17 protein-coding genes are annotated in these 16,396 nt (G+C 51.4%); 2 read left to right on the top strand and 15 right to left on the bottom strand.

All coding sequences use genetic code 11. The features are described from left to right. Window positions 1-81 precede the first annotated feature (81 nt). Entirely contained in the window at window positions 82-2,235 is a 2,154-nt protein-coding gene (gene glgP, locus Pan241w_RS04665; protein WP_145211668.1) for an alpha-glucan family phosphorylase, read from the bottom strand. 409 nt (window positions 2,236-2,644) lie between these two features. On the opposite strand from glgP, the gene Pan241w_RS04660 reads away from it, so the two are divergent. Then, window positions 2,645-3,514 (top strand): NAD(P)H-hydrate dehydratase, encoded by an 870-nt coding sequence (locus Pan241w_RS04660; RefSeq protein WP_232107354.1) that lies wholly within the window; start codon window positions 2,645-2,647, stop codon window positions 3,512-3,514. 54 nt (window positions 3,515-3,568) lie between these two features. Here Pan241w_RS04660 and Pan241w_RS04655 read toward each other — a convergent pair whose 3' ends face one another. Continuing rightward, window positions 3,569-4,786, bottom strand: coding sequence for a C45 family autoproteolytic acyltransferase/hydolase (locus Pan241w_RS04655; RefSeq protein WP_145211662.1), 1,218 nt, complete (start codon window positions 4,784-4,786; stop codon window positions 3,569-3,571). A gap of 432 nt (window positions 4,787-5,218) precedes the next feature. Between Pan241w_RS04655 and Pan241w_RS04650 the strand changes: the two genes are divergently transcribed. Continuing rightward, window positions 5,219-7,735: an MMPL family transporter gene (locus Pan241w_RS04650; protein ID WP_145211659.1), complete on the top strand. Its 2,517-nt coding sequence runs from the start codon at window positions 5,219-5,221 to the stop codon at window positions 7,733-7,735. An 800-nt stretch (window positions 7,736-8,535) separates the two neighbouring features. On the opposite strand, the gene Pan241w_RS04645 is transcribed toward Pan241w_RS04650, so the two are convergent. The 13 genes from Pan241w_RS04645 to Pan241w_RS04585 form a co-directional block, all read right to left on the bottom strand. Continuing rightward, entirely contained in the window at window positions 8,536-9,333 is a 798-nt protein-coding gene (locus Pan241w_RS04645; protein ID WP_145211655.1) for a phytanoyl-CoA dioxygenase family protein, read from the bottom strand. A 141-nt stretch (window positions 9,334-9,474) separates the two neighbouring features. Beyond that, entirely contained in the window at window positions 9,475-9,762 is a 288-nt protein-coding gene (locus tag Pan241w_RS04640; RefSeq protein WP_145211652.1) for a hypothetical protein, read from the bottom strand. Then, a complete protein-coding gene (locus Pan241w_RS04635; protein ID WP_145211649.1) occupies window positions 9,759-10,190 on the bottom strand; it encodes a hypothetical protein in 432 nt (143 codons plus the stop codon). The genes Pan241w_RS04640 and Pan241w_RS04635 overlap by 4 nt, the downstream gene beginning before the upstream one ends. Before the next feature lie 30 nt (window positions 10,191-10,220). Further along, window positions 10,221-10,670 (bottom strand): NUDIX hydrolase, encoded by a 450-nt coding sequence (locus Pan241w_RS04630; RefSeq protein WP_145211646.1) that lies wholly within the window; start codon window positions 10,668-10,670, stop codon window positions 10,221-10,223. Between the two features lie 68 nt (window positions 10,671-10,738). Continuing rightward, complete coding sequence (locus tag Pan241w_RS04625) at window positions 10,739-11,194, bottom strand: NUDIX hydrolase (protein WP_145211643.1); 456 nt, start codon at window positions 11,192-11,194, stop codon at window positions 10,739-10,741. 6 nt (window positions 11,195-11,200) lie between these two features. After that, window positions 11,201-11,479 (bottom strand): hypothetical protein, encoded by a 279-nt coding sequence (locus Pan241w_RS04620; protein ID WP_145211640.1) that lies wholly within the window; start codon window positions 11,477-11,479, stop codon window positions 11,201-11,203. 9 nt (window positions 11,480-11,488) lie between these two features. Then, complete coding sequence (locus tag Pan241w_RS04615) at window positions 11,489-11,872, bottom strand: hypothetical protein (protein ID WP_145211637.1); 384 nt, start codon at window positions 11,870-11,872, stop codon at window positions 11,489-11,491. Window positions 11,873-11,959: 87 nt separating this feature from the next. Then, the gene (locus tag Pan241w_RS04610) at window positions 11,960-12,778 is read right to left on the bottom strand and encodes a DUF2314 domain-containing protein (protein WP_198000322.1); all 819 of its coding nucleotides are present in this window, start codon (window positions 12,776-12,778) and stop codon (window positions 11,960-11,962) included. Window positions 12,779-13,003: 225 nt separating this feature from the next. Further along, window positions 13,004-13,378, bottom strand: coding sequence for a hypothetical protein (locus tag Pan241w_RS04605; protein WP_145211634.1), 375 nt, complete (start codon window positions 13,376-13,378; stop codon window positions 13,004-13,006). A 129-nt stretch (window positions 13,379-13,507) separates the two neighbouring features. After that, a complete protein-coding gene (locus Pan241w_RS04600) occupies window positions 13,508-14,062 on the bottom strand; it encodes a GrpB family protein (protein ID WP_145211631.1) in 555 nt (184 codons plus the stop codon). Window positions 14,063-14,094: 32 nt separating this feature from the next. Beyond that, window positions 14,095-14,856 carry an amidohydrolase family protein gene (locus Pan241w_RS04595; protein WP_198000321.1) on the bottom strand — a complete coding sequence of 254 codons (762 nt, stop codon included), beginning with the start codon at window positions 14,854-14,856 and terminating at the stop codon, window positions 14,095-14,097. Window positions 14,857-14,872: 16 nt separating this feature from the next. Beyond that, window positions 14,873-15,610, bottom strand: a complete 738-nt coding sequence (locus Pan241w_RS04590) for a carbon-nitrogen hydrolase family protein (RefSeq protein ID WP_145211625.1) — start codon at window positions 15,608-15,610, stop codon at window positions 14,873-14,875. Window positions 15,611-15,678: 68 nt separating this feature from the next. Further along, on the bottom strand, window positions 15,679-16,344 hold the full coding sequence (locus Pan241w_RS04585) for a dual specificity protein phosphatase family protein (RefSeq protein ID WP_145211621.1): 666 nt from the start codon (window positions 16,342-16,344) through the stop codon (window positions 15,679-15,681). Window positions 16,345-16,396: the final 52 nt, after the last annotated feature.

Raw genomic sequence — 16,396 nt, 5'->3', positions numbered from 1 at the left:
GTTACAGGAAAGAGAGGGATTCCCTCTCCTGTAACCGTTGTAATGATTATAAGCCGCTGGATTGAATCCGAGGCTCGATGCTTAGAGAGAAGAGTCTCCCTTAATCTGGCTGGATAAACCACCGGCTGCCGGTAGATACATCTTTTCTGCGTAGTCCATCACCATCCGGTCAGCGTTGAACCGCCAACCCAGAGTACGAATGGCGCGTTTCATACGGTGGATCCATCCCAGAGGAAGATCGTCTTCATTGCGTTTATAATACAAGGGAATGACTTCTTCCTTGAGTACCTTCATCAGATTCAGACCATCGCGGTCATCCTGAATTTCCTGATTCACGTGCGTCCGCCCTTCTCCAATGGCAAACCCGTTGCTGCCATCAAAGGCTTCCGCCCACCAGCCGTCCAGAATGGAACAGTTGAGCCCGCCGTTCAACACCACTTTCTGACCACTGGTTCCGGAAGCTTCCAGCGGACGACGTGGGTTGTTTAACCAGACATCAACGCCCTGCACCAGATGCCGCCCGAGGTTGATATCGTAATCTTCCAGCAACACGATCTTACCGCGGAACGGCGGCTCCTGCGTCAGTTTGAATATCCGCTGGATAATCTGCTTGCCGCGTTCATCAGCCGGGTGTGCTTTACCCGCAAAGACGAACTGCACAGGCCGTTCTGAGTCTTCGATAATTTTGAGGAACGTATCCATATCCTTCATCACGAGGTCTGCACGTTTATAAGGTGCGAACCGTCTAGCAAAGCCAATCAGCAATGCATCCGGATTCAAAGCCGTTGATAAATGGCCGATTTCCGTATCAGATGCCCCGCGGCGTTGTGCCTGTTTCACCAGCAGATCGCGCGAAAACTGAATCAGCCGGTTTTTCAATGCCTGGTGCGTTTCCCAGAGATCCCCGGGCGAAATTTCTTCAATCCCCGCCCAGACATCAGCTTCCCCTGTTCGATAATACCACTTCGTCGGCAGCACACGGTCATAAATCACACGCATCGGCGCTGCCAGCCAGGTCGGCATATGCACGCCGTTGGTGATGTGGCCAATCGGAATTTCTTCTTCGCTGCGCCAAGGCCATAACGAGGCCCACATCCGCCGACTGACAACACCGTGCAAGTTCGAAACCGCATTCGCCAGACGACTCAGTTTGAACGCGAGCACCGTCATACAGAACGATTCGCCTTCGTTCTGCGGATCAACGCGGCCCAGGCTCATCAATGCATGATGATCGAGCCCCAGTTGATCGCCCAGCGGACCGACGTGTTCTTCCAATAACCCTGCATCAAACCGGTCGTGACCGGCGGGAACTGGCGTATGCGTTGTGAAGACACAGGCAGCCGCCACATCCCGCAATGCATCGTCAAATGAAAATCCGTCTTCATGCATCCGGTTGCGAACGCGTTCCAGAGGAGCAAACGCCGAGTGACCTTCATTCATATGAATCACACTCGGTTCGATGCCAATCGCTTCCAGTGCACGAACGCCGCCGATCCCCAGCATGATTTCCTGTCGAATACGCGTCCGTTGATCGCCGCCATATAAGCGGGCCGTCAGATTACGATCTTCTTCACTGTTTTCAGGAACGTCTGTGTCTAACAGATACAAGTGCACGCGGCCCACATCAATCCGCCACACCTTGGCAAAGATTTCGCCCGAACGCGTCGAGACAGAAATTGAAACTGGTTTTCCATCCGGGGTCAACGCGGGAGTAATTGGCAGGTTCTTGGTTTTCGCTTCCGTATACGATTCCTGCTGCCAGCCCTCTTTATCAATATGCTGTGAGAAGTACCCCTCTCCGTAAAACAAACCAACGGCCACCAGAGGCAACCCCAGGTCCGATGCACTTTTCAGATGGTCGCCCGCCAGCACACCCAGACCGCCCGAATAAATATGCAGCGATTCATGAATCCCGAACTCGGCTGAGAAATAAGCCGCACAGCGATGCCCTAAGATCGTGGCATTCGTGGAACCCCAGGTTTCAGAACGCTCCATGTATTCCTGCCAACGACGGTAGGCCACATTCACACGCGAATGCAGACTGAGGCTGCTTAATTTTTTATCCAACTCCTCCGGCGAGTACTCTTTCAAGAGCAGCACGGGGTTATGATTCAGTTCGGACCATTTATCTGGATCAATCAGATGAAAAATCTGAGTCACATCCGGCTGCCAGCTCCACCACAGGTTGCCGGCCAGGTCACAAAGTTTTTCATAAACAGTTTTTTTTGTAGCCATTGAAGATCCATCCAATCAATTACGATGTATGTAATTCTGTCATCCCCCAGAGTCTTTCCGAGGTTGATTCTTATTTGAGTTCCACTGCCTGATCGAACGCGCAGACGCGATGATGTGAGTATAATGAAATATATTTCATTCTAAAAAGGCAAACAAAGTATAATGAACTCTTCCCTGACGGGGAGTCTTAAGGGTCATCGTTTCAACAGGATAAATGGAAGTTCCACTCATTCCCTCCACCCCATTTTTCTCAGTCAACCTATACTAACCGCCAAGAATCTGATGCAATACTTTAGTACAAGTAAGAAAAACCGAACGACTAAACCAACGGCCATTGAAGCCGCCGCGTTCTTTGCCAAAATGAAGTCACATTTTACTCATGTTGTTTGAATTTGAAAGAAGTTTTGTCATGAATATTCAACGAATTTCTGACCTGCCCGCACTACCACAGCGTCCTGAAAATTCTCACAAGGGGACATTCGGAAAAGTTCTGGTCATCGCCGGCAGTTCAGGAATGAGTGGCGCCGCCTGTCTCGCCGGAACCGGAGCCCTGCGCAGCGGTGCGGGACTCGTCTTTCTGGCAATTCCCGAAACGATTCAATCCATTGTAGCGACTGTGAACCCCTGTTATCTGACAATCCCGCTCACGCTGGATCAGGATGCCCAACTCACTGCTGAATCCGAATCACAGTTACTCGATCAAATTCCCAGCTTCGATGCCGTCGCCATCGGTCCCGGCTGCGGACAACAGAAATGGTTCCGGAAGTTAACCCTCAAACTGTTTGCTGAAGTCGAGCAAACGTTGATTGTCGATGCCGACGCCCTGAATGCCCTCGCGCGTTCAGACAAACCGCTTCCCACCGCAGCAGGACCGCGGATTCTAACGCCGCACCCCGGCGAATTCTCGCGGCTGATCAACAAACCGATCTCCAAAATCGAAGCGCAGCGCGAAACCCTTGCAATAACGTTTGCAAAAGAACAGGGTGTGATCCTCGTATTGAAAGGTGCGCACACCGTGATCACCGATGGCACACGTCTTGCCATCAATCCTACCGGCAACAGCGGAATGGCGACCGGCGGCAGTGGTGATGTGCTGACCGGAATCCTGACGGCGCTGGTCGGACAGGGCATGCAGGCTTTCGAAGCCGCACAACTCGCCGCTTATATACATGGATTCGCCGGAGATCTGGCCGCAGCGGAAATGTCTGAAATTGCGATGATTGCCTCAGATCTCCCAGAATTTCTGCCGGAAGCCTGGCTGCAACTCATTGAGGAATAAACCAGCAGACAGGCACAGGCCCGCTGATCTGCCTGCCTGCTGGGCTTCCTGAATCTATTTCGTTTTCTGTGAAACCGCCTGACCACTAGGCATCGGATAAACGGGTGCCTTGGCATCCGGCTTTCGTTTCAGCAACTCAGACAATTGAAAACTGAAATACTTCTGATTCGCAGCCGGCTTCCCATCCGTGCTGGCATTCGCGACCCAGAGCTTGGTCGATTTGGGCTCGAACAACACATTATGCAAATTGGATTTCATCGCCACCGGGCGGCTCATCAATTCAATCGCCGACTCCGCGGTAAAGGAACCATAACCATTCTGCACGCGCTTCGAGAGTTCTTTGTACCGATCGCCGGCTGACAGGAGCGCAGCATCCTTCACCGGATTGGGAAGCAGTGGATGCGATTCGCCGGGCTGAATCAGTTCCATTTTTTCCCAGCTCGTCGCCATACCAACCGACCGGTTTGTTTTACCGTCGGCGATCACATAATAATATTCGCACGTTCGATAGTTATCGCGAAAAACGGCAATTGCTTCATCAAGATTCTTGGACGTCTCCAGCACTTCTCGTACGAGAAATGCCATCGGCACTCCCGACCAGTGCCCCAGACCCCGGCCTCCCATTTCTCCAATCGAAACGGATTCCATATTCATTCCGGTGACCGATCCGATAAAACCGGCATAGGAAACATTCACAAACGGAATGCCCCCCTTAGGCTCGGCTACCACCAGGACTGCATGATCCTGCAAACCCCAGTCGCACGCATAATCTAAGACACGACCATGGTATAAGGTCCCGTCTTTTGTCGCAGAATTCGCAATTGAAAACCCACTGCAGTGGAACATTTCCGGAATAAAATTGGTTGCCCGCACATCTTCATACGCGATCTCGGCCCCCGCAGCCAGGCCCCGCATTTCATCCACATACTTCTGAGGTGTGTAAGGCTTTTGAATCTGGATCACTGTTTCAATCGCCTGACGCGGCTTCAATTTCACCAGTCCAAAATCAACCAGTGTTGTCTCGCCCTTCTCGTTCAACAGGTTGTACATGTTCTTTCGTACGTGTTCCTTCAACAGAACACCCTGCTGATATCCCATTTCATAATGGGTCCCTTTCAGGTGCAGCACGAAGTAACCGTCAATCTTCTCCAGCCAGCCTTCGCCACAACGGGCAATCGTTTGCGCAGAAGCCATCACAGGTGACAGGCAAACCACGAAGAACAGGACTAACAATATAGATAGACCTGAAAGACTACGCTGATTACGAAACATAAGAAATTCCTTTTCATCGTCAGAACGATTGTAGAGAAATGAAGCGATTTCAGTTCAGCTCGAATTCGCCATTGATCAGTCCATTTCATACGACAATCAATACAACCTTGGGAGAATCGCCGCGGTTGCCTGATTGCCGAACACCATGGGGATGCCTATTATGACATATCGAACGGAAGATACAAAATCAATTTTCTTCTTTGATTACAAAAAATGAACATAAACACACATTTCATCTTCACATGACAATTCAGCTCTGCTTGGCCTTGCATTTGTCTACCCGAATGTGTGAAGATTGACGGCACGAAGACCTGAAGTTACTGTAGATACCTCACGCATTTTGTCCTGGTTTCAAGAAACTCTGTTGAAACTGTTTCGTGTCTTCAAAACTGTATTATACGTCTCTTCATCAGCTCTTTGTTAGCAATCTCTATGTTTCGAGTTCTAGGCAACACCGTAGTCCGTTATTGGCAAATCTTCCTGGTATGCTGGGTTCTGGCATTAATCGGAATATCATATGCCGCACCCGAATGGTCTACGGTCGTACAAAATGGCGAATTCGCATTTATGCCAGGCGACTCCCCCAGCATACAAGGCGAAAAGCTCTTCAAGCGCGCCTTTCCCGATGATCTGCTCGCCAGCAGCATTGTGATCGTCGTCCGTCGTGAGCACGGCGACCAGGGATTAATGCCCAAAGACCTCAAATTCATTGAGGAAAAACTCAAACCGAAACTCGAAGAGATTGCCCATCCGGAGGAGCATCAGGATCAGGACAAAACGCAGTCGGATCAGAAAGAGGACCTGGCGCCAAAAGGAGACTCGTCTGAGCAAACGAAGAACCCTTCAAACATCTCGCGCATCCGCACCTATACAGACAAAACCATCGGCGATTTGCTGCAAAGTGAAGACAATAAAGCTTCGCTGGTGATTGTCGAACTCTCGACAGAATTTCTCGATCAAAGTAACGGGAAAACAGTCGAGAGTATCGAGAACCTCATTCAGCATGATGATGAATTTAAGAAGTCGATTGAACCAGGCCTGGACATCGCCCTCAGCGGCATCGCCACGGTCGGCCGCGATATGATCCGCGCCGCCAATCAGAGCGCGGAAGCAACCGAACTCTGGACCGTTCTGCTTGTGATTCTACTGCTCATCATCATCTACCGTGCGCCCATTCTTGCGCTGATCCCGTTATTTACGGTGTTTGTTTCCGTGAAAATCGCCCTGTCCGTTCTCGCGATTCTGGGAGGCTGGGGCATCGTCGGGCTCTTCTCAGGAATTGAAGTTTATGTCACTGTCATTCTTTACGGTGCTGGAGTCGACTACTGTCTGTTTCTCATTGCCCGCCATAGAGAAGAACTCGACAAAGAATGTACATTCAAAGAAGCAATTTCCAACTCTATCGCCACTGTTGGATCGGCTCTGGCCGCCAGTGCCGGAACTACCATGTGCGGCATCGGCATGATGGTCTTTGCTGAGTTTGGCAAGTTCCAACAGGCGGGCGTCGCCATGGCCCTCAGCCTGTCTTTCGTGCTGCTCGCCTCGCTCACACTCTCCCCGGCCCTGCTCTGTCTCGCTGGACGATTGGCCTATTGGCCGCAAACGTTCTCAGAGCGTGTGGCGATTTCTGCTGGCTGGTTGACCCCGTCCAGCGTGATGGCCCGACTCATGCAACGCAACTGGACCGGTTCCATCTGGGATTCTGTTTCACAAGCACTGCTCAGAAGCCCCGGCAAAATCTGGCTCTCCACATTCCTGGTTCTGTTTCCCTTCGCACTGATCAGCCTGGCCTGTTATGGAAATTTAAGTTACGGCTTACTTTCAGAACTACCCAGTGAAGATCCGAGTGTCGTCGGCACCAAAGCAGTTCAAGGCCACTACCCGGCCGGCGCCACAGGGCCGCTGACTCTGCTGTTCAAAAATCCGCAGATCAATTTCTCGGATGCGGAAGGCCGAGCGGCCATTGAAGATCTCACGGACGATTTGCTGAAACAGAAAGACGAACTCGGCATTGCCGATATTCGTAATATGACCAAACCATTCGGCATCGGGGCAGCCGATGAAATGGAAAAAGCCAAAGACCTGCGCGGCCTGGCAAAGATCAGAGCGATCAGCCGTATCAAACTCATTAAAAACTACTACGTCAGTTCAGAACCTGACGACGAAGAAAATCAAAATCATGTGACGCGCATGGATCTCATCCTCGAAAAAGATCCCTTCTCGCATGACAGCATGAAACAACTGGAACGCGTTAAAAAAGCAGTCAAAAAGTCATTGCCGCCGGATTTACGCGATAACAGCGAACTCTTTTATATTGGTGCGACTGCCAGTATCAGCGATTTAAAAAACGTGACCGACCAGGATCAGGCCCGCATCGACATTCTCGTTTTGGGAAGTGTCTTCATCATTCTGGTGATCCTGCTCAGACGACCGGCGATCTCCGCGTATCTGATCGTCAGCGTCTTTTTCAGTTATCTGGTCACGCTGGGCATTACCTTTGCTGTCTTCTGGGCACTCGATCCACACAACTTTACCGGCCTCGACTGGAAAGTTCCCATGTTTCTCTTCACGATTCTGATCGCCGTCGGTGAAGACTATAATATCTATCTGATTACCCGTATCGACGAAGAACAGAAAACCAAAGGCCCCGTGGACGGCGTGATCTCCGCGTTAAAAAATACTGGCGGCATCATTTCCAGCTGTGGTATCATCATGGCCGGCACGTTTTCTTCGCTGATGGCAGGCACCCTGGTCGGCATGCAGCAGCTCGGCTTTGCCCTCGCCTTCGGCGTTCTGCTCGATACCTTTATCATCCGCCCGATTATCGTGCCCGCCTATCTCATCATGCTTTATCGCGGCTACTTCGGTTCCTGGGGCAAATATCTTGGTGCTGCCCAGTTCCTCGAAACCAAACCCCAACCCGAACTCGACTCTCCCCACGTCAAGTAAGCAGCATTCAAGCATATCCCGCGTCGCACTGTTGCCTCAACAACCGCGCGTAGGGGTCGACCCATGTGTCGACCCGCGCTATCAACATTGTTCTTGAAGAGACACTCGAACGTTGTAAACAGTGCCTTCAAAAGCAGGATATAAACTCGAAACTCAACAGGCGGGCGGACACATAGGTCCGCACCCTACGACATTCCAAATCGATCTCTATAACTTAACACGACACCGTTCTCTGGCAACTTCCTGTTGCCTACGGCAATCTCGAATTACATTCGAGACCACCCACCACCCTGTTCATTTTTTTCGTGTGTTTTCGTGTTTTTCGTGGTAGTAAAAAATGGTGTGGCACTGTTGGCTTGCCAACAGCGAATGTGAAATCGCGATTTTCAGACAAAATTCCGAGGCAACCCTATGTTGTCGCCCACAGAATCAACGTGATGCTTTTGAAAGCAATAAATCGCTATTACCCTTCCCCTCGAAAGCAAAATAATATGCCGAAGGTCACCAGACGGGCAAACACTTGCTGCCGTCGCTACAATAATCAATATCGATCTCTGCTACTGTAATCGAACACATCCACTGACAGCCCCAAACTAATTCCGGGCTCCTGATGATTGAAACCATGGAATAAATCTAGATCTCGTACCAGCACGGCCGGACAAGCCGGGCCGTGGCACACGGAGAGCAGTTTTTTTGTGATTGTGTGCCTTACTTGATGACGCTGGCGTGTGCCACCGTCGGCTTGACCGACGGTGCAGAACACTTCACGCGCACCCAGCAACATAAATGACGTTGCGAGTCTACCGGTTTGTATGAATAATCAATTCGGGAAGCGACGCCGAACGCGAACCGCTCACCGGCGGATTATCTGCAGGCCGAAACGTAAACACCGCCGAGAACTTCGGCTGGTTCGTATAATTCCGGGTCGCTGCATGAAACGTCCGACAGTGAAAAAACAGAATATCACCCGGATGCAATTCCGCAGCGACACTCGTATCGATCAACTCCTGATTCTCAGGCACATCGGGCCGTAGAAAAATCCGTTCATCCAGTTGATCGGGCTTGAATTCCATCCGATGCGTTCCGGGGATCACCTTCAAACAGCCGTTATCCAGACTCTCCTCACCCAGTGCCACCCAGACACTGATCAGCTCTTTGCGTTCAAATGACCAGAACCGGATATCCTGATGCCACATCGTATCGCTGCTGAATTCCGGCTGCTTAGTCATTACACAATTATGATGCGCCAGCGGCATCACATAATCGGGACCCAGCAATTGAGATAGACGTCCCACGATGGCCGGATGATTCACCAGTTCCGTGAAACACATGCCCCGGCTATGAGATTGCAGCAACCGCCGCACGGTTTCCCCACCCATCACATTCCGGGAAGGAGGCGAGCCCGGGTATTCCACATCTGCTTCATACTCGACCGGCTCCACCACCCGAGCCAAACCGTCTTTCGTCGCCGCCAGCATCTCCTGCCTGAGCGATTCAGGACACAGATTCCGCAGAATCAGATAGCCGTCCTGCTCGAATTTCTCAAATTCCTCCGAGGTCAACCGGTCATTCGTAACAGACTGTGATGATGAAGACATAGTTCTCAAACTCTGATCAAAAAAGGTCTTAAGTCGGCACCCGATCAAAAAACGCAAACCTCGGTCCGACTTACAGGCATATCATACAATTCGAGATCTGAAATTTAAAGTAGTGAAATCCTGTAATCTCTTCGTGTACATTCAAACCCGGCGGTGAACCATGACGCAATCACTATGTCCCGCCAGCAGGTAGGTTGTTAGTCCTAAAGCACGCTGAAACAGTTCTCCTTCGTGATCTGATTTCACCAGAATCAACGGACGTTCTTCATCCGTCTGTATGAGATTGATCAGAACCAAACCGCCGTCGTCAGATTGCAGTTCGACACAATAACCTTCCCCTTTCACAAACTCTGACCATTCGCGAAAACTTTGCGCCAGATCAGTTTCGATTGAAAAATAGGATTCGATATGAACTTCCGGTCCACTCATTTGCTTCCTCTGGCGGCCTGACCCGGATCGTGAAATTCTAAGTCATGCAAGTCAGCGGGACTTTCCTTCAACCACTTTGCCTTGTATCGGTTACTTGACTTCATAAACAGGAACACCGGACCATAGAACAGAATGTAAAGACCAAATCCGAGAACAGCCGCAAACCCAGGTAGCGGATTGTCAACCTGCCCTTCCTCCACGGTGCCCCATGTCATGACCAGCAGAGTCCCCCAGAAAGCTAAGCTCCCCAGGAGAAACCCCAGATCACTCCAGACCGCCATCAGAATCAACGGCACTACCAGTAAAGGCACTCCCAGCCAAATTTGATTTTCCTTCAGATAAGAAAGAACCAGCGGAGGTACGACGGCGAGAAACAGCAGCAGAAACCCGGTACGCGACGAAATTTGTCGTTGAAATAAATCATTCATATGAATTCCTGCGAAAACTGGAGTTACATCTCACGAACCACTTTTGAAAAGCACTTCCCGAATCTGGTCCAGATACCGACCATCAACGCCATTCAGCGTAATCGTTCCTTCAAGCGAGATCCAATACAATTCAAACAATATTGGGTCCAAATTGCCATCACCGGGTGTTTGCTCTGTATGCCGCCAGCAGTCTTTACGTTCCCCGTCGTATTGCAGATGATAAAACCAGCCGTTGATTGTTTCCGGCTTCCCAAAGGGTGTCAGATCCACTGTTTCGTTTGCGATAAAGGATCGAATCGAAAGTGACCCCAGTCCGGTCTCTTCTCGAGCTTCCCGCAGCGCGGCTGCTTCCGGCGTCTCGCACCGCTCTACTGTGCCTCCCGGAATTTGTGTGCCCGCGTTCGGAAAATCCACATGGTCAAACACCAGCAGATGGTCCCCATTCGTGATATACGTAAACACGCGATTGCGGTCAGTCATTTCATTGTCCCGGCGGGGTGGCACTGGTAGCTTGCCACCAGTGAAAAGTAGTGGGGTGATCCCTCACATCAATTGTCCCGATTCACAATCAGCTGCAGGCCAGGCTGCGGATTGTTGATCGGCTCTTTCAGAAAATCAGGCTTGAGCACGATGTCCGCCAACTGCTCCCGTGGAAACCAGGCAAACACTTCCTCATACACCGCTGGATTCCCATTCAACGCGTCCCCATTCCAGGCGACTTCATAAATCGTACAGAGTTCATGAAAGTGCGTGCCGTCCAGGTCAAAGAAATTTTCCACGATAACTGTCGGCCGGATCACCTCAAACCCCGGACCGATCTCTTCGGTCAGTTCCCGGTGCAGCGCGGCGTGAGAGTCTTCATTCGTCTTAATCCGCCCCCCCGGCAGGAACCACCAGTCATGCCCCCGAGGTCGGCACAACAGCACTTCCGTCCCGCGCGTCACAATCGCCGCCACGCGCAGGTTCACTCGATAACCATTCAGATCGACGGTGATGTCTGTCATTGGAAGTCACTTCTTCTTTCGAGGCTGCACTTTCACCCAGCCAGTCTCTTCAAAAATACACCAGCCATGATAAACGATTACTTTTCCTGTTCGTATCCGGGCTTCGATCAAGGGAAAACCGTTTTCGTCAAGCTCATGGATTTGTGAAGAATACTTTCGCTGAATCAGCTGTTTCATGAAGCGGACACAACTGGCATGCACAGTAAATTTCGGGTTATCCCATTCCTCAGGCAGACTGACAAACCGTACCCGATCATTCACTTTTAACTGTTTGGGATCAGGCATCTCTTCGCCTCAATAGTCAATCTCAAAGTGCCAGTCTATCTTCTGCTCTGCTGCCAGAATAAGGAGCCGCTGACACTCGAGTAAATCTTCTTGAACCCCCTCAGACTGTCCAACCGGATGCGTCAGCAAGGCGGAAACAGTGGTCAATCCATCATCAGCCGAGAATTGCTGGAGCTCTGGTAACTCGATGTCGTCCATGTCAGCGCCTTCTCCTTCTAGAAAAGCAGCCGCCTCTTCGGCATCAATACTAAAAAACTCGGACAAGGGACGTACGCCTTGCTCTCTTGCAGCCTGATCCAGCGCATCAATCGAGCGGGAAAGTGCTTTCCCATCTATGAATGTATCAACCCCATCAATGTCTCGTTCCAACACAATGAAAAATGCAGCCCCCATCAGAGTTCCTTCTAATCTATTCAGGTCAGTATTACTCTATGTACTCAGGTTCCTGATAATGTTCTCGGTCATCAACGAATCAATATCTCAATCCGAAAGCAATTTGATCACATGCTTCCAGCCGAAGATCCGGGCCAGATCCAAGGCCGTATCGCCGTCCGGGGTTTTTAAGTTTTTATCCGCCCCATATTTCAGCAGGATTTTGACAATCGTCGCATTGCCTGCCAGCGCATCGCGGTGCAGCATCGTCCAGCCATCCTCGTCCGTTGCATGCAACATCTCTTTGGACTCTTTGAGAGACTCTTTCAGTGATTCTCCCATGTTGATACTCATCGGATGCTCGATCATGGCCCGACGTCGTTCTTCCGGATCGATGACCGACTTCTTGCCAAACAAACCCAAAAAGCCCGCTGTCTGCTGCGGCTCGACATAAACCACTTCAATCTCTTCCGGATCGCCGAAATCCAGCCCCCAGGCCTGATCGTGCTCTTTCCTCTCTCGAGGAGACATCCGCGAACGGAGCAGGTTCACGGTATACGCACCATAAACTTTGCCTTGAATTGAAAACATCCAGTCGCTGATTTCGGACACGGGCTCACACACCGGATCCCCGGCACTGATATTCGTCAGCCACGCCGGCGAATTCAGCAGGGTGCCCGTGAACTCCTTGCCGTCACACTGAATTTCGCTGACCCACATATGCTCGGTATCTGGATCGCCGGGCGCGACGTCCAGATCGGTAAACGGAAATTTCACCGCTGCCAGATCCAGTCCGGGAATAATCCGCCGATACTCCCACGACATCTCCCGCCAGAAATAGCGAAATGTTTTTCGTGCCTGTTTGCTGACAGCCTCCATCTCCGGGTCATCGCCTTGATACATCACGATATTGTCTTCGTTACTCATAGCGTTTTCCTTTGATCGAGAATCCAGATGTCTATTCAGGTCCGGCTCCCATTATGACAGGACACATTTGTGGACCTCAAGCAGGAATCAGACTTTCTGTCCGTAACTCAACAGAAAAGAAACTCGAAGAGAAACCGGCGCGCAGCACAGACAATACACTTTGTGGAAACATCGCGAGGTGCACTCTTACCAGAGTGCCTGACTGGCACTTACGAATCAAAAAACCTATCGTCGATACGTCCCGACCGATTTCCCATTCGCCATAAAGGTCACCGTACCACCCTGTACGTTTACGTCGACTGCTTTGACTGCAACGTCAATCTTAGCGACCGGCTTGCCATCCACTTTCAATTCCCGGGGAGCTACCACGATTTTGTAACCGGCGGTATCAATCATCGCCGTATCTCCTGAAAATCGCGTCTCTAACGACCAGGCATCCGAGCGTGCCTGCACCGAACGACCATTGGCCAGTCGACCACTGGCCGATCCTCCGGAAGTGGCCCCCTGGATCAAGATCCCCGATACAAAGACCATTAACGTCAAACAGAAAACAATGATGCCGCGGATAAACCAGCCAGACTTCTGAAAACTCACTGACATCTCGACCTCCCTGTGAAAATGAGTGACTCGCCGGGGATGCACAATAAGCCATCCCCGAAAATCAGTCAATCACAGTTCTCAATGACACCGATGGTCAACCAGACCTCGAACCCGTTTCTTAGAAACAGTTTACAAGTTTCCTGCAACATGGCTCGCACGAATGATCTGTTCCACCACTTCCGACTTCGCGTCTGCATAAGCATTCATGTCGGACCAGTCCCGCTGTGCCAGCTGTCGTTTCATCTGCTCATATCGCTGTCGATCTTCAGGATGCGTGCGCAGACGATCGCGAAACGCCAGCAGTCGCTTAATTTCTGTTGCCTCGCTTGAGAAGACATGAATATGCACATCTCGTTTCGGCGTCCGTAACATTCGATGTTCCTCAAAATCCGGCTCTCGAACCCGTAACTCATAACCGACCTCTTCTAACTGCGGGAGATAGCTGGCTTCATCTGCCGCGTCCGCCACCACCAGCAATAGATCCACAATCGGCTTTGCTCCCAGTCCCGGCACAGACGTCGAACCGATATGCTCAATCGAAAGCGCGGCTGCCCCCAAGGCCTCTCTAATCCGCTGCGCCTGCTCCTGAAATCTCTGTGGCCACTCTGGATCGTAATCGCAGATTTGAATCACTCGTCGTTCCACTCCGCCAATCAGACCCGTTTCCGGTTTATCTTTACTCATGACATCATTCGTTTACGAAACCCAGATTCGTTTCAATCCTCAACGCGATAAAACTCATGTGCATTCTTTGAATAGACTCGGCTGGCGGCTTCGGTTCCCAAAGTATCCGCAACAAGCAAAAAATCCTCATCCTCATAAGGCCGCGGTGCGCGGGTGGAAGGCAAATCGGTACCGAACATCAGAGCTTCGGGATTCGCAGAGTACAAATCCTTTAACGCGCCCCGCACGTCAAAGTCGACCCGACCAAAGCCGGTCGCTTTCACACGCACTCCCTGTTCTGCCAGGCGCAGTAATGTCGAAAACCCTGCCTGTGACAATCCCAGATGATCAATGCTGACCGCAGGTAAGGCTGACAGAGTCTGTTCCAACTCGTCCAGTTCACGCGAATCGACATAGAGCTCCACATGCCAGCCGACCAACTCATAAACGCGTCGCGCCATCCGATCTAACTGAGACAGTTCTTCTGAACCGCCCCGCTTCAGATTGAACCGCAGCGCCCGTACGCCGGCAGAGTCGAGCTCCTGCAGTTCGGTATCTGTCACCGTAGCTGGCACCTGTGTGACTCCCACAAAACCGGACCCGAGTTTCTTAAGGGCATCGACGAGATACGTCTGGTCAAACGCCTGAAACGAACCCGATACGACGGCTCCGCCACACATGTTGTAATCCTGCATCCGTCCCAGGTAATCTTCAACCGTAAACGGCTCCGGCAGATATCCCTGATTGGGAACCAGCGGAAAGCGATCATCAATGATATGAAAGTGGGCATCAAACAAAGAGAAGTTTTCTATCACGGCCCATCCTTGAAACTCAAACCAATATTTCCTGCACCAGCAGGCCTTCTTCCAACAAAGGCACCTGCGCCACCACATCCCCCCCAGGGTCAATCACTGCCGTCGGTCCGTAGGAAATCTGTCCGTCCCGTTCGCCGGTCACATCGGATGAGAGCAGCCAAAGTCCCGTCTCCCGCGCCCGCTCCGCGCGAATCGCGTTGTGCTTCTCTTTCCACGTTTCGGCGTTTTCGGGATGCAGCATATTATAACAGGGACAGACCACCAGTGCCGCCCCCTGGTTCGCCACCGCAGCCGCCCGCTGGGAACATTGCGTATCGTAACAGATATTGATCCCAAACCGCAGCCCGTCCACTTCAAAAACCGGCGTCTCCGTTCCCGCCGCATACAATCGCTCGCCGGCGGTCAGTCGGTTCTTGCGATAGTGCCCCAGCAGTTTTCCCCGCTGTACCACCACCGCCGTGATATATAGACTCTCCTCGACCTTCTCAATCAACCCGATCACCAGCGTCGGACGCAACGGCTTGAGTTGTTTTAGAATTTCCGCGAACTGCACTGAGCTCAAATCGATGGCACGCCGCCTCGCCTGCCGTTCGTCGACGGTGTAACCCTGCAAATAATTTTCCGGAAAGCAAACCAGCGTCGCCCCCTCGTCGGTGGCCTGCGTGGCGTATTCGATAATTTCCTCCAGAGTCTGTTCGAGGTCATCCTGCACATCAAACAACTGACAGGCGGCAACAGTAAAGCGCTGTTTCATGTGGCCCCCAAAATAGAAATGAATTTGAAACGAGAAAAAAGAAGAGTCACCGATTATAACAATTGAAATCAACCACTGTCACAAAATTCCCGTAACAATCGCTTTTGCGCCCCACTCAACCGGACTTCAGGACGCCGCGACTGAATGTAATCCAAAGCAGCATCAGGACTTTCCGCGTGCCCCTGATAAATCAGCAGCGCCGCCGTAAACAGCCCGGTCCGGCCGTGTCCCTCCGCACAATGAATTAAAATCGTTCCTTTCAAAGCAGCAATCTGGGGGATCCAGGACTGTAGTTCGTGCAAAGCAGGAACTCCCCGATCGAGAATGGGGCAGGAGAGATAGTTTCGCTTGCGTAATTTCGCGGGCTCATTGAATTCACACGTCAAATCAATCACATGCTCAATTTGTTCGGGCAGTTCGTCAGAGAAGAGACGACGACTGATAAAAAGCGTCTCCGAAAGCTGATTCACCGCAGGTTCCGATCTCAACCGCCGCAACACATGCCAGACACCATTGAGATAGAACAGATAAGGAAACAGCAGCACTCGATTTAAAGGCGCGATGGTTCCCTGCCCGGTTTTCCCGAAGACACGTGTTCCGAGAACCAAATAACCGGCTGCCACCAGAGCAAAACTGAACGCCGGCCAGAGCAGCAACCACCACCAACCCTGGTGGATTACCGCAGCTGCCGTCAACAAAAATGCGATCGCTAGAATCAGGTAGCCAAAGTTCATGCCGTGGATACTTTTCAATCAGAGGGAAGAGAATGGTCAGCCCATCATCGAC

The sequence above is a fragment of the Gimesia alba genome (assembly GCF_007744675.1).
GTDB classification, from domain to species: domain Bacteria; phylum Planctomycetota; class Planctomycetia; order Planctomycetales; family Planctomycetaceae; genus Gimesia; species Gimesia alba.
The sequence above is the reverse complement of the archived record's forward strand: the minus strand, read 5'-3'. Positions and strand labels throughout refer to the sequence as shown.

Excerpts from the sequence above, each read along its gene's own strand:
- glgP (WP_145211668.1), bottom strand. The coding sequence starts at position 2,235 with ATGGCTACAAAAAAAACTGTTTATGAAAAACTTTGTGACCTGGCCGGC.
- Pan241w_RS04660 (WP_232107354.1), top strand. The coding sequence starts at position 2,645 with ATGAATATTCAACGAATTTCTGACCTGCCCGCACTACCACAGCGTCCT.
- Pan241w_RS04655 (WP_145211662.1), bottom strand. The coding sequence starts at position 4,786 with ATGTTTCGTAATCAGCGTAGTCTTTCAGGTCTATCTATATTGTTAGTC.
- Pan241w_RS04650 (WP_145211659.1), top strand. The coding sequence starts at position 5,219 with ATGTTTCGAGTTCTAGGCAACACCGTAGTCCGTTATTGGCAAATCTTC.
- Pan241w_RS04645 (WP_145211655.1), bottom strand. The coding sequence starts at position 9,333 with ATGTCTTCATCATCACAGTCTGTTACGAATGACCGGTTGACCTCGGAG.
- Pan241w_RS04640 (WP_145211652.1), bottom strand. The coding sequence starts at position 9,762 with ATGAGTGGACCGGAAGTTCATATCGAATCCTATTTTTCAATCGAAACT.
- Pan241w_RS04635 (WP_145211649.1), bottom strand. The coding sequence starts at position 10,190 with ATGAATGATTTATTTCAACGACAAATTTCGTCGCGTACCGGGTTTCTG.
- Pan241w_RS04630 (WP_145211646.1), bottom strand. The coding sequence starts at position 10,670 with ATGACTGACCGCAATCGCGTGTTTACGTATATCACGAATGGGGACCAT.
- Pan241w_RS04625 (WP_145211643.1), bottom strand. The coding sequence starts at position 11,194 with ATGACAGACATCACCGTCGATCTGAATGGTTATCGAGTGAACCTGCGC.
- Pan241w_RS04620 (WP_145211640.1), bottom strand. The coding sequence starts at position 11,479 with ATGCCTGATCCCAAACAGTTAAAAGTGAATGATCGGGTACGGTTTGTC.
- Pan241w_RS04615 (WP_145211637.1), bottom strand. The coding sequence starts at position 11,872 with ATGGGGGCTGCATTTTTCATTGTGTTGGAACGAGACATTGATGGGGTT.
- Pan241w_RS04610 (WP_198000322.1), bottom strand. The coding sequence starts at position 12,778 with ATGAGTAACGAAGACAATATCGTGATGTATCAAGGCGATGACCCGGAG.
- Pan241w_RS04605 (WP_145211634.1), bottom strand. The coding sequence starts at position 13,378 with ATGTCAGTGAGTTTTCAGAAGTCTGGCTGGTTTATCCGCGGCATCATT.
- Pan241w_RS04600 (WP_145211631.1), bottom strand. The coding sequence starts at position 14,062 with ATGAGTAAAGATAAACCGGAAACGGGTCTGATTGGCGGAGTGGAACGA.
- Pan241w_RS04590 (WP_145211625.1), bottom strand. The coding sequence starts at position 15,610 with ATGAAACAGCGCTTTACTGTTGCCGCCTGTCAGTTGTTTGATGTGCAG.
- Pan241w_RS04585 (WP_145211621.1), bottom strand. The coding sequence starts at position 16,344 with ATGAACTTTGGCTACCTGATTCTAGCGATCGCATTTTTGTTGACGGCA.